The following is a 14,136-nucleotide window of genomic DNA, read 5'->3' as shown; positions in this document are numbered from 1 at the left end:
CTCTTCCTCCATCCTTACCGACTAAATCGTTAATTCAATTAATAAATCCTCAGATTGAATCGCCTCTCCACTCACTACAAGAACGCGTTTAACAATACCGTCTCGTTTTGAATAAATCGTCGTTTCCATCTTCATCGCTTCTGTTACCAAGAGAGCTTGTCCTTTTTGAACTTGATCTCCTGGTTGAACTAAAACATCCAAAACAGAGCCTGACATGGTTGCACCAACATGGGCTTTATTAGTTGGTTCAATTTTTTCTTTCATAATAACTTGTGATTTAACATTTTGGTCTTTCACAACAATCTCACGACGTTGCCCATTTAAGTTAAAGAATAAGACGCGATTTCCTTCTAAATCAGGGTTACCAATTTCATCTAAGGTAATAATCAATGTTTTTCCTTTTTCAATTCGAACTTCTATGGTTTCACCCACACGCATTCCTTGGAAGAACGTTAATGTATCAAGTAATTCTACATCACCAAAATTATCATGCATTTTGCAGTAATCTAAGAAAACTTGTGGATACATAATATAGCTTATCACATCTTTTTGACTTGGTTCAAAACCAATCAACTCTTTTAATTCTATTTTTACTTGTTCAAAATCAACTGATTTAGCCAAACTACCTGGTCTAACTTCAATTGATGAACGACCATTTAAGATAATATCTTTAAGCTCTTTCGGGAATCCGCCTGTTGGCTGTCCTAAATCACCTTGGAAGAAACTTATCACTGATTCAGGATAATTTAATTCTCTTCCTCTTTGATAAATATCATCAGAAGTTACATTATTTTGAACCATAAACAATGCCATATCTCCTACAACTTTCGAAGAAGGTGTCACTTTAATGATATCACCAAATAACATATTAACCTGAGTATACATTTCTTTTATTTCTTCCCAACGTTCATCTAAGCCAACTGCTTTTGCTTGTTGTTGAAGATTTGAATATTGTCCACCTGGCATTTCATGAGAGTAAACTTCTGTTTGTGGCGCACTAATTCCATTTTCAAATGGCGCATAAAACTTTCTAACATCTTCCCAATAATGGTTAATTTGTTGTACATTCTCAATATTCACATCAGGTGTTCTCTCACCATTAACTAAAGCATAATACAAACTACTCATACTTGGTTGACTTGTTGCACTACTCATTGCACTCATTGCCACATCCACAATATCAACGCCGGCTTTTGTTGCGGCTGAATAAGTAATAATTCCATTACCTGCTGTATCATGTGTATGTAGATGGATAGGAACATCCACAGTTGCTTTCAATTCAGAAATCAAATGATAGGCAGCTTGCGGCTTAAGAAGTCCTGCCATGTCTTTAATACCAATAATATGAGCACCCATATTTTCAAGGTCTTTAGCCATCGCTTTATAATAATTAATATTGTATTTTGAACGACTAGGGTCTAAAACGTCTCCTGTATAGCAAATAGCCGCTTCAGCTATTTTACCTGTCTCACGAACATACTGAATACTTTTTTCCATTTGAGGTAACCAATTTAAACTATCAAAAATTCTGAAGACATCTATGCCTTCTCTAGCAGATAACTCAATAAATTCCTTTAACACATTGTCAGGATAGTTTTGATACCCAACGGCATTAGATCCTCTAAATAACATTTGGAATAATGTATTTGGCATTAATTTTCTTAATTTACGTAAACGAACCCAAGGATCTTCATTTAAGAATCGGTAAGCAACATCAAAAGTTGCTCCTCCCCACATCTCACTTGAGAACATCTCCGGCATACCTTCATCTGTTAATTTTGCAATTCGTTTTAAATCCGTTGTTCTAACGCGGGTGGCTAACAAACTTTGATGAGCGTCTCTAAATGTTGTATCTGTTAAGAGAACTTCCTCTTTATTTTTAATCCATTCCACAACAGCGTCAGCACCAGATTCATCTAATATATTTTTAGCTGTTTTCTTTTTAGTCTTTTCAATAAAAGCTTCAGGAATGCGAGCCTCACGATGATATCTCTTTTCTGTCTGTTCAATTCCAGGAAAACCATTTACCGTTACTTCACCAATGTATTTCATTGTTTTATTGCCACGGTCTCTGACTCTTGGAAATTCAAATAACTCAGGTGATTCGTCAATAAAGGTCGTAATCGCTTCTCCTGATTTAAAAGTCGGGTGATTAATAACATTGGCTAGAAACGGAATGTTCGTTTTCACACCACGAATTCGAAACTCTTTTAACGCTCGACGCATCTTTTCAATCGTCTGCTCAAATGTTATTGCATGCGTACACACTTTAACTAATAGCGAATCAAAAAATGGGGTCACAACAGCTCCCGCGAATGCATTTCCTAAGTCTAAACGAATGCCATACCCACCTGGAGAACGATATGTATCTATTTTACCTGTGTCCGGCATAAAATTATTTAACGGGTCTTCTGTTGTGATTCGACATTGAATAGCAAAACCATGAATGCTTAATTTATCTTGTGTTGGAATACCAATTTCTTTGTGTAAATCTTTCCCCATCGCAATTTCTAATTGAGACATTACGATATCAACATCTGTAATCAGCTCAGTAATTGTATGCTCCACTTGTACACGAGGATTAACTTCAATAAAATAAAAATTGTCCCCTTCAACTAAAAACTCAACTGTCCCTGCATTAATGTACCCAACATGAGTCATTAATTTGACAGCTGATTGGCATATTTCCTCACGTTGACTCTCAGACATTGAAACAGATGGTGCCACTTCTACAACTTTTTGGTGGCGTCTTTGAACTGAACAATCTCTTTCAAATAAATGAATAACATTCCCATGAGTATCTCCTAAAATTTGAACTTCAATATGTTTTGGGTTAGCAATGTATTTCTCAACATAGACATCATCATTACCAAACGCAGCTTTCGCTTCACTTTTTGCTCGTTCAAACCCATCTCTAGCTTCTTCTTCATTTCGAGCAACACGCATGCCACGTCCGCCACCACCAAGAGCGGCTTTAATCATGATAGGATAACCAAATTCCTTAGCAAAATCCAATACACCATCAACTGATTCTACCGGGCCATCTGTTCCTGGAATAGACGCAACACCTGCAGAAATCGCTGCTTCTTTGGCTTTAATTTTATCACCAAATATATCCAAATGATGAAGGCTTGGACCAACAAACGTGATGCCTTCTTCCTCACAGCGTATCGCAAATTGTAAGTTTTCTGACAAAAATCCGTATCCCGGATGAATCGTGTCGGCACCCGATTCTTTTGCGATACGAATAATGTCCTCAATATCTAAATAGGCATCTGTTGCCTTTTTACCTTTTCCCACCAAATAAGCTTCATCTGCTTTAAATCGATGAATGGAACGTTCATCTTCTGTTGCATAGATTGCTACTGTCGGTATATCAAGCTCTGTACACGCTCGAAATACTCTGATAGCAATTTCCCCTCTATTAGCTACTAAAACTTTCTTCATAACTTATCCCTCCAAGCTTATTTGTGATGTTCAAGCATTCTTGTTTGCTCCCTTGTGTATTCAACAACAAGTTGTTCATTTCGTTTAATATATTGATTTTTCTTTTCATCAGCACTAATATTCAAGGCAAATCCAATCGCAATTGATAAAGTAATCAAACTCGAACCACCTTGACTTAAAAATGGGAAAGTTACCCCAGTTAACGGGATAATTCCTGTTATACCACCTATATTAATAAATGTTTGAATTAAAATCATGCCACCAATCCCAATACACATCATAGAATTAAAGGTATTTTTAGATTTTATGCCAATCATTAAGATTCTTAAAATTAAAAACAATAGAATAGCCAATAGGACAATCGCAACAATTAAGCCCAGTTCTTCAATCACAATCGAAAACATAAAATCTGTTTGCGCTTCAGGTAAAAATCCTTTTTTCTGAATACTATTTCCTATTCCTAACCCAAACCAACCACCATTACTCATGGCGTAGTATGAATTAACCATCTGATGACCATCACCAAGTGGATCTATAAACGGATTAGAAAATGTTCTAAAGCGATTAAACACGTATTTAAATCGATCAGGGAAAATAAAGCCTCCAGTAATCGAGATAAGTTGGATCGCTAAAAACGAACCAACAACTCCTGTTCCCATTGCTAAACCTGTATAAAAATAGTTAACTCCACTTGCTAAGACCATAATTGACGCAATCATGGCTAAAATAACGGCTCCACCATTATCTGGTTGGATAACCACTAGAAAAATTAGCACACCTATTAAAATAAGCGGTTTTAGTGCAGCTTCTTTAAAATTTTTGTTAATCATATTTTGACGTCTGGATAATATATACGCTAAATACCAGATAATCACGATTTTTAAAAACTCAGCTGGCTGAATCGTAATACCACCGATACTTAACCAACCATCTGCTCCACCACCAGATTTACCTAAATTCGTAAATTTAGTTAAGATTAGCATCAAACTGATGATGCCAATTGCAATCATAATGAAATTTTTACTTTGAAATAATTTTGTCTTCATTTTATAGATAAAAACAATAGCGATAATGCCAATCACAAAAAAAGCAGCTTGCTTAACGGCATCTGTGCCAGGATTTTTTCCTAACTGAGCCAATTTTGCAGAGCTAGCACTATACACCATGATAATACCCACAACAGATAAAATAAGATACGGCACTAAAATGCTGTAATCTAAATACAGGCGTTTATCAACATGCTTGGGCAAAAAATCACTTCCTCTCACTACTTAAATCTTTCTTTTTTTGCTCATCATAGACAGTTCCGTACACCTGATTTAGTTCTTTTTCTAATTCTACAATTAGTTTACTGCCTTCTTCTTTCGTTAAGACACCAATTTTTTGTGCATATTCAATTTGTTTTGAGAATCCATACATTTGTGTATCAACAACTTCTTCAAATGCTTTACATTGCGTAATGCACTGATAATTCCTTTGATTTGTGATTAATTGTTTTATTTTCAAGGCTTCTTGATTAAGTGCTTCAAAAGCTTCTTCTTTAACTATTTCTAAAACCATGATAGCCCTCCTTATCATTTGCTTATTATAACATATAGATTCTTTTAAAATTCGCATAAATAAACGGATTTAAAAAGATTATTTGCTTTTATCTATAATAGTCTATTTACGCTATAATTGTAAAGAAAACTAACAATAAAAAAAGCAAAAGAAATAAATTCTTTTGCTTTTTGTTTTAATCTATTTAATTGCTGCGTAACGTTTGTTCACTTCATCCCAATTAATAACATTGTAGAACGCTTTAATATAGTCAGGACGAACGTTACTATATTTTTTATAGTAAGCATGTTCCCATACGTCAATTCCTAATAAAGGTGTTTTTCCTTCAGTTAATGGAGAATCTTGATTTGGTGTTGACATAATTTCTAATTTTCCATCATTATCAACTAACCATGCCCAACCTGAGCCAAAACGACCAACTGCAGCTGCTTGGAAAGCTGTTTTGAAATCTTCGTAGCTACCAAAAGCACTTTCAATAGCACCTTTAATTGCGCCTGTTGGTTCGCCACCACCATTAGGTCCCATAATTTCCCAGAAGAATGTATGGTTGGCATGTCCACCACCATTATTTCTAACTGCCATGCGAATATCTTCTGGTACATCATTTAAGTTAGTAACTAACTCTTCAATTGATTTTGATCCTAATTCAGGATGTTTTTCAATCGCTGCGTTTAAGTTTGTTACGTAAGTGTTATGATGTTTGTCATGATGTAATTTCATTGTCAATTCATCAATATGTGGTTCTAGTGCATCGTATGCGTATGGTAATTCTGGTAATGTGTATGTCATTATAAAAAGCCTCCTAATATTTAAATCGATCTAGCCTTAATCGGCTGATTCAACAAATTCAATATACCATTAACCTAAAATAAAAACAAAAAATTGAACCTAAAAAAAACAAATCCTTCAAAAACTTGTTTCCACTCTGCAAAAACGTTACAATAATGTGGATTGAATAATGAAAAGGGGACCTTTATGAGTACATTTAATTTAATAAAAGCAACTTTTAAACAACCTAGTCTACTTATAGAAGCTAGAAAGAAAAAAGGGTTTCACGTATTCCTATATATGATTCTATTATCCATCATTTTAAGTTTACCAATTGTTTTTCAAAGCATGGATATCTTAAATTCAATTAAACAAGATGGAGATAAAATCGTTCAAAAGTTACCTGAGTTTTCTATAAAAGACGATAAGCTAACAACAGATAAGAAAGACTCTGGTTTTATCTATCAAACCAATTCAATGATTTTTACTTTTGATCCTGATGGCAAAAGAAGTAAAAAAGATGTGGAAGCTGACGCCATGGGAGGCACGATGACCATTGCCTTACTAAAAAATGAAGCCGTTGTTGTTTTACCTACTTCTGGTTCTACAGCAGATATGCTTGATAGTAATACATTAACCTTACCTTACTCAGCATCTCAATCTAGTATATTAAGTAAAAACTTTTTAGAAACGATGCTAGCTGGGGATTCACAAGGTTTAATTCTTTTCTTCTTCGTTTTAATTATTTCAGTAGGAATGATTTTCCTAAGCTTTTTATTTGATATGATTATTATGACTTTCTTTGCTAATATCTTTGTTAGAACAAGATTAATAAACTTAAGATTTGGAGAAGTTTTCAAAATTTTAATTTATTGTGCTACCATACCTACTCTTTTAACTACTATTGTACAGTTTGTATGGCCAACCTTGCCAATTGGTTCGATTGGACTTGCACTAACCTTGTTACTTTATTTTAATATTTTTCCAAAACCTAAAATAAGAAAAAAATAGTTAATAGACATTTTTAATTTATTTTAAAAACCGCTATTCCAAAACGGAATAGCGGTTTTTTTTGTTATCATTTTTTTATTATAGATTTATCAATGTTTCTAAAGGATTTTTTCTTTTAAAAAAAATTAAAATCCAAAAAAAAATTATTTTATTTTTTTACAAATAAGTATATTTAGGTTCATTAATTTGCTCATCCATTGCAATCTCTAATTTGTAATCTGCAAAGAACCATTCATCTCCTTCTTCTGTAAAGAAGGTAATACCATCTATTCTTTTTTCTAACATAGGTTGATTAGCACTTGTCACTTCAATTCCAGTAGAGAATCCCACATGAACATTGGTCGCTCCGCCATATTTTCCATAAATACGAACACTCGCACCTTCGCTTAATAGTAATTCTTTTTTAAACCAATCAATGGCTTCTGGTGTTATTTCTAATTCCATTTGATTCCCTCCACTCTTACATTTCACAAGTATTGTAACACAATAAAAAAAAAGCAATGAGTTTTTTGCTCATTGCTTAACGGTTCATCTTATCATCAAAATAATCCACATTATCATTATGACCTACAACTAAAAGAATATCATTTTCATCTATCATTTGATTAGCTGGTGGAGACACAATCAACTCTTTCTTACCTCGACGAATGGCTACAATTGTTAAATTAAAATTTTGTCTGAAATTTAACTCTTCAATTGTTCGGTTATAAAACTTCTTATTTGTTACAATAACTTCTGCTAAAGAATAATCCTCAGAAAGCTCAATAAAATCAAGCATATTGTTAGAAGTTAATTTATGGCCTAATCTAATGCCCATGTCCCTTTCAGGATGGACAACCGTATCGGCTCCAACTTTATCAAGAACTCGCGCATGGTACTCATTTTGAGCTTTTGCGGTGATTCTAGGAACGCCCATCTCTTTTGCCATAAGAGTTACCAAGATACTTGCTTGAATATCCTCACCAATGGCCACAATCACATGGTCAAAGTTTCTAAGACCTAAAGAACGCAAAGTAGCCTCATCTTGAGCGTTAGCAACAACAGCATGTGTTGCGACGTTCATATACTCATTTACTCGATCCTCACAACTATCAATCGCTAACACTTCTTGATCCGATTTGATTAATTCTCGGCAAACACTTCCTCCGAATCTACCTAATCCAATAATTGCGAATGATTTTCGCATACGACTTCTCTCCTAACTAAAAACTAATTTTATTTAACAATACCATTTTTAAACGCGTAAATGGCAGCTTGCGTTCTATCCTCAACATCTAATTTAGATAAAATATTAGAAACATGAGTTTTTACTGTTTTAAGTGTAATAAATAATTCATCCGCAATTTCTTGATTACTCTTTCCTTCAGAAATAAGTAATAAGATTTCCTTTTCACGATTCGTTAAATCTTCATGTAAAATATGCTTTTTAGGTTTTGACAAGCGCTCCATCATTTTACTTGTTACTTCTGGTTCTAAGACTTTCTCACCTTGATGAGCTGAGCGAATAGCATTAGCAATATCTTTAGCTGATGATGTCTTTAATAAATAACCAGCAGCACCTGCTTCAATGGCAGGATAAACTTTCTCATCATCAATAAAACTTGTTACAATAATAATTCTTGCTTCTGGCCAATCAGATAGAATTTTTTTGGTTGACTCTATTCCGTCCATCACATCCATCACTAAATCCATTAAAATAACATCTGGCCTCAAATCTAAAGCCTTCTCGTGACCTTCTAAGCCATTTTCAGCTTCTCCAATAACTTCGATGTCTGGTTGAATCATTAAATAAGAAGACACACCTAGTCTAACCATTTCATGATCATCAACTAAAAGTACTTTAATCACTAATTTCACTCTCCTCTAATACAGGGACCTTTATTTCGATACTTGTTCCTTGTCCAACAAAACTGACAATTCGACAAGTTCCTCCCATGCCAGCAACCCGTTCTTTAATATTATTTAATCCATAACTGCCTACTTTTTGATTACTCATATCAAACCCTTGACCGTCATCTACTACTCTAAGTAAAACAGTTTTATCCATTTTTTTCAAATAAACTTCTAATGATTTTGCTTTAGCATGTCTCAAGGTGTTTGATAACAGCTCTTGAACAATTCTAAATAAATTATCTTCAATTGAACTAGGCAATTTAACATCTTCAACATTCCAAATAAGTTCAATGTTAATTTTAGTTTGTAACTCTTTAAGCAACATTTCAATCCCTTGTTTCAAGCTTTTTGCTTCAAGGTTAATAGGTCTTAAATGAAGCAGCAAGGCACGCATTTCAGATTGAGACGTATTAATAATATTAGTAATCATTTGAATTTGCTTCTCAACTACCTCTGGAACATCTAAATCAGAAACACCTTCATTAAGCGCTGAAAGCATCATAGTTGCAGCAAATAACTGTTGGCTAACAGAATCATGAAGCTCTCTAGCTATTCGGTGACGTTCTTCTTTAATTAATTCCTCTTTTGACTCACCCTCTACTAATTTAGGATGACTGTTTAAGTCCTGCAACTCTTTTGACATTAACACAAGCTTATTTCGAATCGCTAAAATATCTTTATCCAGTTCAGTCACAAAAACATCATCTATATCAGTTAAAAGAGACTCAGATAACATAGAATGCTCATAATTACCCGTTGCGAGTAATTGAAGTCGTTCTTCAATTTTCCCATAGGCTTTTCGATTTGAAATATATAGAATAACAATCACAATCCCACTAACCGCTAGGGCAATAATGATGATATAGATAATGATAGGTAGTTTAAACATTCGTGTGTGAATTAGTTCTAACATCCATTTTTTTTGATTTTTCGCAAAAAAATAACTATATAAGGTTAAAATCAACACCATGAAGGTTAATAAAAAAGTATAAAAGAAAATCAAGGGGCGCCCCATTTTTGATATCATACTCTTATCACCTCTAGATCACCTAGCAGTGTGTTTGTAACAATTTTTAATTTTCTAACGGATTGGTCATATTCATTGCTATAAACTTTTATTGATTCATTCTTCAAGCGATAATGTTCATCTTCAAATAAAGCTTCACCTATCATGGCAGAATGCTCCAACATAACACCAATTCCCGTTGGAACAAGAATTCTTGTTTTTCCAAACCCTTTTCTAACAATCACAACATTATCTTCTTTAGGTAACAACGTATTCCCTAAATCAATAATTGTGTCACCGTAGACAATGGACATATTGATATCATTCCATTCATAGGTGTCATTTCCAAATCGCTGATTACCAATCCACGGACGTTTAAATCGTTTGCCTGATTTTGGTTCACTGGCAATTGTTTTAATCATTTTGATTTGTTTTTTGCGCCAAGGAGCATTGGAGAACAAATCAATCCCTGATACTTCAACTCCTTTAAGCCCAACAAACAAAATAGCTAAAACAACCATTAACCAAATAGCTGGACTACTCAAGAAACATAAGAGCATAACAACTAAGCTCGAAATTTTTTGAAAATGGTTAAACGATGTTTTATGGACTTTTTTAACTGAGTAAATAAAATTAATTATTGCAAAAACTAAAAATAAAAAAATGGGGATATTCTCTATCAACTGATAAAGTGCCCATACAAATAGTAATGACTCAGTCACTATAAAAAAACGCCATGAGCTTTGCATCATCTCTACTCCTTTTCTGTACAATATTTAATTATAGTATATCTATTTTTTAAGGCTTGTAAAAACCACAAAAGAACGAAAAGTCTCTAAGACTTTAGACCTAGAAATAAAGAAAAAGACTGGGACACTTGTCTCAATCTTTTCTCAATTTACAATTATTTCAACTCGTTGGAGAAAAAATACTCACCAAAAATTTTATGAAATTTTTTCAATTCTTACATCCATATCTCCACCAGGTGTACTAATTGTTACCACTTCTTTTAGTTTTCTACCAATCAACGCTTTAGCAATTGGAGAATCATTGGAAATTTTACCAGAAAACGGATCTGCTTCTGCACTACCTACAATAGTGTATTCTTCTTCATCACCATCTGGTAACTCGATAAATTTAACTGTACGACCAATTGATACTTCATCTTTTGATACATTATTATTATCAATGATTTGTGCAAAACGAATCATGTTTTCTAATGTTGTGATTCTTCCTTCTACAAAAGCTTGCTCATCTTTTGCTGATTCGTACTCAGAGTTCTCTGATAAATCACCAAAGCTACGAGCTATTTTTATACGCTCAACAATTTCTTTACGTTTTACTGTTTTTAATTCTTCAAGTTCTTGTTCTAATTTTTCTTTACCTTCTAAAGTCATCGGATAAACTTTTTCCATAATCGACTCACGTCTCCTTAAAACGATTTTAAGATATTTGACAAATGAATAGCTTCCCCGAAATGTATCGGAAAAGCTTTTCACTCTCAATATAACAAACAGATTACCACGTTAGGCTTAAAAAGTAAACATCAAAAATAATATTTTAATTTTCACTTTTCAAATTCTGTTTGACTTTATTTTTTATCATCAATATACTCTTTTTTCAATTTCAAATGTTCTTCATACGTTTTAGCATAATAAACTTTTCCAGTTGAAACATCTGCTAAAAAGTAAATATAATCATTTGGTTCAGGCGACATTACCGCTGTAATAGCCTCTTCACTTGGATTATTAAATGGTCCGGGGCCTGTGCCTTTATTGATATATAGGTTATATGGTGAATCATATTGCGTATCTTTATTAGATAGATGAACTTTATGCTCTTCCATTGCGTATAAAATTGAAATATCAGATTGAAGTGGCATATCAGTATCTATACGGTTAAAGAATACTTGCGCAATTTTTTTACGATCTTCAATTGATGACCCTTCTTTTTCAACAAGAGAAGCAATTGTTAACACTTGTTGTACTGTCAGTTTTTTCTTTTCAATTGTTTCATAATGAGGTGTCATGACTTGATTGGTTTTAACTATCATTTGTTCAACCAAATCTTCCAATGAATTATCTTTATAATAATTGTACGTTGCAGGATATAAATAACCTTCTAAACGATATCTTACGTCTTTTGCTTGTTTAGCACTTGTTAAAAGTTCAGGGTATTTGCCTGCCATCTTATTGAAAAACTTCTCATTCTTCATCAAATCTAAAAAGTCTTGTTCTTTAACACTTGTTTTCTCACCAAATAACTTGGCAATTTGGTCAATTGAATAACCTTCTGGAATAGTAATTTTAGCGTCTGCTAAAGCTTCTGGCTCATCTGTGCCTCCAGACTGCAAGTTTTTAGTAATCTCTTCTAAAGTCATGCTTGGTGCCATTTGATAAAAACCAGCTTGGAAATCTGAAATATTATTCATTTTCACAAAATAAGAAAATACTAAACCACTCTTAATTACTTTGCTCTTTTCTAATACTTGACCAATTTCTTTACTTGAGCTACCAATTGGAACTTCTATTTGAACGAGTTTTTTATCTGATGGATTCAAGGGTTTTAAGCTTGATTTAAAGAAGTTATAAAAAGAAAAACCAGCTACAACTATTGTTGCAATCAACACAAAAGAAATAATCATAACGATCTTTCTAACCATATTATTTTCTTTTTTTCTATTATTAAATTTTTCATCTGATTGTCGTCTATTTCGTCTACCTACTACTTCTTCATTACGATCAGTTTTAGTAGGTTCCTCTTTTTCATTGTTAGGTTCATCCCGAAGTGAATTCAAAACATATTCCTTAAACTCTTTACCTGATTCAGGACTTTTATCTTTTTGGTTAAATTCATCATCTCTATCTGTCAAAAAGGTGTCCTCCTTAGCTTTTTATTTTAAAATTGCTTCTATCATTATACATGATTCTTAAAAAAATCCAAATATGTTTTAGTAACTTTTATGACAATATTAAATAATTAACTGTCTTTCGTTACAATATTACTATAAATAACTTTCTTTTTTAAGATAAACTTCCTTTTTTAAAAAAGGTAAGGTACAATTGTTGTTACTATAATGTTAAAAAAGGAGACAACAAATGAACTCATTACCAAGTTGCCCAAATTGTAACTCTAGCTACACTTACGAAGACCGAGGATTATTCGTCTGTCCAGAATGTGCCCATGAATGGTCACAAAACGAAGCTTCAGAAGAAAGTACTGGTTTAGTTGTTAAAGATTCAAACGGTAATTTATTAGCTGATGGCGACAGCGTGACAGTCATCAAAGACTTAAAAGTCAAAGGTGCCAGCAACCCAATCAAACAAGGTACTAAAGTTAAAAACATTAGACTTGTTGATAGCGATCATAATATTGATTGTAAAATCGATGGCTTTGGCCCAATGAAATTAAAATCAGAATTTGTCAAAAAACTATAAAGTAATATGTTTATCATATTGCTTTTTTATTTGTCTCAAATCTGTCTTTATCTACCCAGATCAGTCAGTGACTAATATATAGCATATCGAAACAAACGTCAATCATGAGCTTAAACTATCCTTTTGAGATTATCTACCTTTTCCTTCAATACTTTGACAAATAGCTTGAATAAACTCAGGGGTTGTGCCACAACAGCCCCCCACAACTTTAACACCTAAATCAAGTAGTTGATTAACAGCTTGTTTGTACTCTTCAACAGTCATCCTATAGACACTTTTGTTATCAATTATTTCAGGTAATCCCGCATTGGCTTGAACAATAATTGGCACTGTTCCATGGTTAATCATTGTTTGAACGACTGGTAATAATTCAACTGGCCCAAAAGAACAATTCACACCAATAGCATCTGCCCCATACTCTTGAAGTGCTAATGCAGCAGTTAATGCGTCTGTGCCAACTAAGGTCCTACCATTTTTTTGAAACGTCATCGTAACAAATACAGGTAATTCAGTATGTTCTTTCACAGCCAAAATAGCAGCTTTTGCTTCTCTTAAATCCCACATGGTTTCGATAATCACTAAATCAACTCCTGCCTCTTCAGCAAGAATTGCTTGCTCCTTAAAAAGTTCATAAGCTTCTTCAAAAGTAAGATCACCTTGTGGCGGCATCATTTTTCCAATAGGACCCATATCATAAGCTACAAAACGAGGGTTCGCACTTCTAGCTAACTTCACCGCTTGCTTAATAACGCTTGGCAACTCCTTAGAATCTAACTTATTTGAATTGGACTGAAAGGTGTTAGTTGTTAGGATATCTGATCCCGCCTCCACATAAGAGCGGTGAATTAAAGAAACAATTTCTGGATGACTTTGATTAAATCGCTCTGACTGGATGTCCATAATTGGTAAATTATGCTTTTGTAACATCGTTCCCATCGCGCCATCAAAAACTAAGATTTCATTTTCTAAACAAGCCATTATCTCTTTCATCTTTTAATCTCCTATTAAATTTGT

Annotated in this window: 14 protein-coding genes; 2 read left to right on the top strand and 12 right to left on the bottom strand. The window is 33.5% G+C overall.

The annotated features are described in order from the left end of the window. Positions 1–21 precede the first annotated feature (21 nt). The 4 genes from RR554_RS08465 to RR554_RS08450 form a co-directional block, all read right to left on the bottom strand. Entirely contained in the window at positions 22–3,447 is a 3,426-nt protein-coding gene (locus RR554_RS08465; RefSeq protein WP_332467823.1) for a pyruvate carboxylase, read from the bottom strand. 17 nt (positions 3,448–3,464) lie between these two features. Next, positions 3,465–4,697, bottom strand: a complete 1,233-nt coding sequence (locus RR554_RS08460) for an FtsW/RodA/SpoVE family cell cycle protein (protein WP_332463824.1) — start codon at positions 4,695–4,697, stop codon at positions 3,465–3,467. A gap of 4 nt (positions 4,698–4,701) precedes the next feature. Beyond that, positions 4,702–5,007 (bottom strand): DUF1507 family protein, encoded by a 306-nt coding sequence (locus RR554_RS08455; RefSeq protein WP_332463823.1) that lies wholly within the window; start codon positions 5,005–5,007, stop codon positions 4,702–4,704. Positions 5,008–5,187: 180 nt separating this feature from the next. Then, the gene (locus RR554_RS08450; protein WP_332463822.1) at positions 5,188–5,796 is read right to left on the bottom strand and encodes a superoxide dismutase; all 609 of its coding nucleotides are present in this window, start codon (positions 5,794–5,796) and stop codon (positions 5,188–5,190) included. Between the two features lie 186 nt (positions 5,797–5,982). Between RR554_RS08450 and RR554_RS08445 the strand changes: the two genes are divergently transcribed. Next, complete coding sequence (locus tag RR554_RS08445) at positions 5,983–6,786, top strand: DUF1189 domain-containing protein (RefSeq protein ID WP_332463821.1); 804 nt, start codon at positions 5,983–5,985, stop codon at positions 6,784–6,786. Between the two features lie 156 nt (positions 6,787–6,942). On the opposite strand, the gene RR554_RS08440 is transcribed toward RR554_RS08445, so the two are convergent. From RR554_RS08440 to mltG, 7 genes are all read right to left on the bottom strand, one after another. Continuing rightward, a complete protein-coding gene (locus RR554_RS08440; RefSeq protein ID WP_332463820.1) occupies positions 6,943–7,230 on the bottom strand; it encodes a HesB/YadR/YfhF family protein in 288 nt (95 codons plus the stop codon). A gap of 76 nt (positions 7,231–7,306) precedes the next feature. Beyond that, positions 7,307–7,972: a potassium channel family protein gene (locus RR554_RS08435; protein ID WP_332463819.1), complete on the bottom strand. Its 666-nt coding sequence runs from the start codon at positions 7,970–7,972 to the stop codon at positions 7,307–7,309. Between the two features lie 29 nt (positions 7,973–8,001). Beyond that, positions 8,002–8,634 (bottom strand): response regulator transcription factor, encoded by a 633-nt coding sequence (locus tag RR554_RS08430; protein WP_332463818.1) that lies wholly within the window; start codon positions 8,632–8,634, stop codon positions 8,002–8,004. After that, a complete protein-coding gene (locus RR554_RS08425) occupies positions 8,627–9,706 on the bottom strand; it encodes a sensor histidine kinase (protein WP_332463817.1) in 1,080 nt (359 codons plus the stop codon). The genes RR554_RS08430 and RR554_RS08425 overlap by 8 nt, the downstream gene beginning before the upstream one ends. Further along, a complete protein-coding gene (gene liaF / locus RR554_RS08420; protein ID WP_332463816.1) occupies positions 9,703–10,434 on the bottom strand; it encodes a cell wall-active antibiotics response protein LiaF in 732 nt (243 codons plus the stop codon). The genes RR554_RS08425 and liaF overlap by 4 nt, the downstream gene beginning before the upstream one ends. Positions 10,435–10,629: 195 nt before the next feature. Beyond that, entirely contained in the window at positions 10,630–11,103 is a 474-nt protein-coding gene (gene greA / locus RR554_RS08415; RefSeq protein ID WP_332463840.1) for a transcription elongation factor GreA, read from the bottom strand. Positions 11,104–11,276: 173 nt separating this feature from the next. Continuing rightward, positions 11,277–12,482, bottom strand: coding sequence for an endolytic transglycosylase MltG (gene mltG, locus RR554_RS08410; protein WP_443081245.1), 1,206 nt, complete (start codon positions 12,480–12,482; stop codon positions 11,277–11,279). Between the two features lie 301 nt (positions 12,483–12,783). On the opposite strand from mltG, the gene RR554_RS08405 reads away from it, so the two are divergent. Beyond that, positions 12,784–13,122, top strand: a complete 339-nt coding sequence (locus RR554_RS08405; RefSeq protein WP_332463814.1) for a zinc ribbon domain-containing protein YjdM — start codon at positions 12,784–12,786, stop codon at positions 13,120–13,122. Positions 13,123–13,251: 129 nt separating this feature from the next. On the opposite strand, the gene RR554_RS08400 is transcribed toward RR554_RS08405, so the two are convergent. Further along, a complete protein-coding gene (locus tag RR554_RS08400) occupies positions 13,252–14,112 on the bottom strand; it encodes a homocysteine S-methyltransferase family protein (RefSeq protein WP_332467822.1) in 861 nt (286 codons plus the stop codon). Between the last annotated feature and the right edge of the window lie 24 nt (positions 14,113–14,136).

The organism is Vagococcus sp. (assembly GCF_036639995.1).
GTDB lineage: Bacteria > Bacillota > Bacilli > Lactobacillales > Vagococcaceae > Vagococcus.
The sequence above is the reverse complement of the archived record's forward strand: the minus strand, read 5'-3'. Positions and strand labels throughout refer to the sequence as shown.

Bases quoted from the DNA above. Each gene is read 5' to 3' on its own strand.
- RR554_RS08465 (WP_332467823.1), bottom strand. From the start codon at position 3,447: ATGAAGAAAGTTTTAGTAGCTAATAGAGGGGAAATTGCTATCAGAGTA.
- RR554_RS08455 (WP_332463823.1), bottom strand. From the start codon at position 5,007: ATGGTTTTAGAAATAGTTAAAGAAGAAGCTTTTGAAGCACTTAATCAA.
- RR554_RS08450 (WP_332463822.1), bottom strand. From the start codon at position 5,796: ATGACATACACATTACCAGAATTACCATACGCATACGATGCACTAGAA.
- RR554_RS08445 (WP_332463821.1), top strand. From the start codon at position 5,983: ATGAGTACATTTAATTTAATAAAAGCAACTTTTAAACAACCTAGTCTA.
- RR554_RS08440 (WP_332463820.1), bottom strand. From the start codon at position 7,230: ATGGAATTAGAAATAACACCAGAAGCCATTGATTGGTTTAAAAAAGAA.
- RR554_RS08435 (WP_332463819.1), bottom strand. From the start codon at position 7,972: ATGCGAAAATCATTCGCAATTATTGGATTAGGTAGATTCGGAGGAAGT.
- RR554_RS08425 (WP_332463817.1), bottom strand. From the start codon at position 9,706: ATGATATCAAAAATGGGGCGCCCCTTGATTTTCTTTTATACTTTTTTA.
- liaF (WP_332463816.1), bottom strand. From the start codon at position 10,434: ATGCAAAGCTCATGGCGTTTTTTTATAGTGACTGAGTCATTACTATTT.
- RR554_RS08405 (WP_332463814.1), top strand. From the start codon at position 12,784: ATGAACTCATTACCAAGTTGCCCAAATTGTAACTCTAGCTACACTTAC.
- RR554_RS08400 (WP_332467822.1), bottom strand. From the start codon at position 14,112: ATGAAAGAGATAATGGCTTGTTTAGAAAATGAAATCTTAGTTTTTGAT.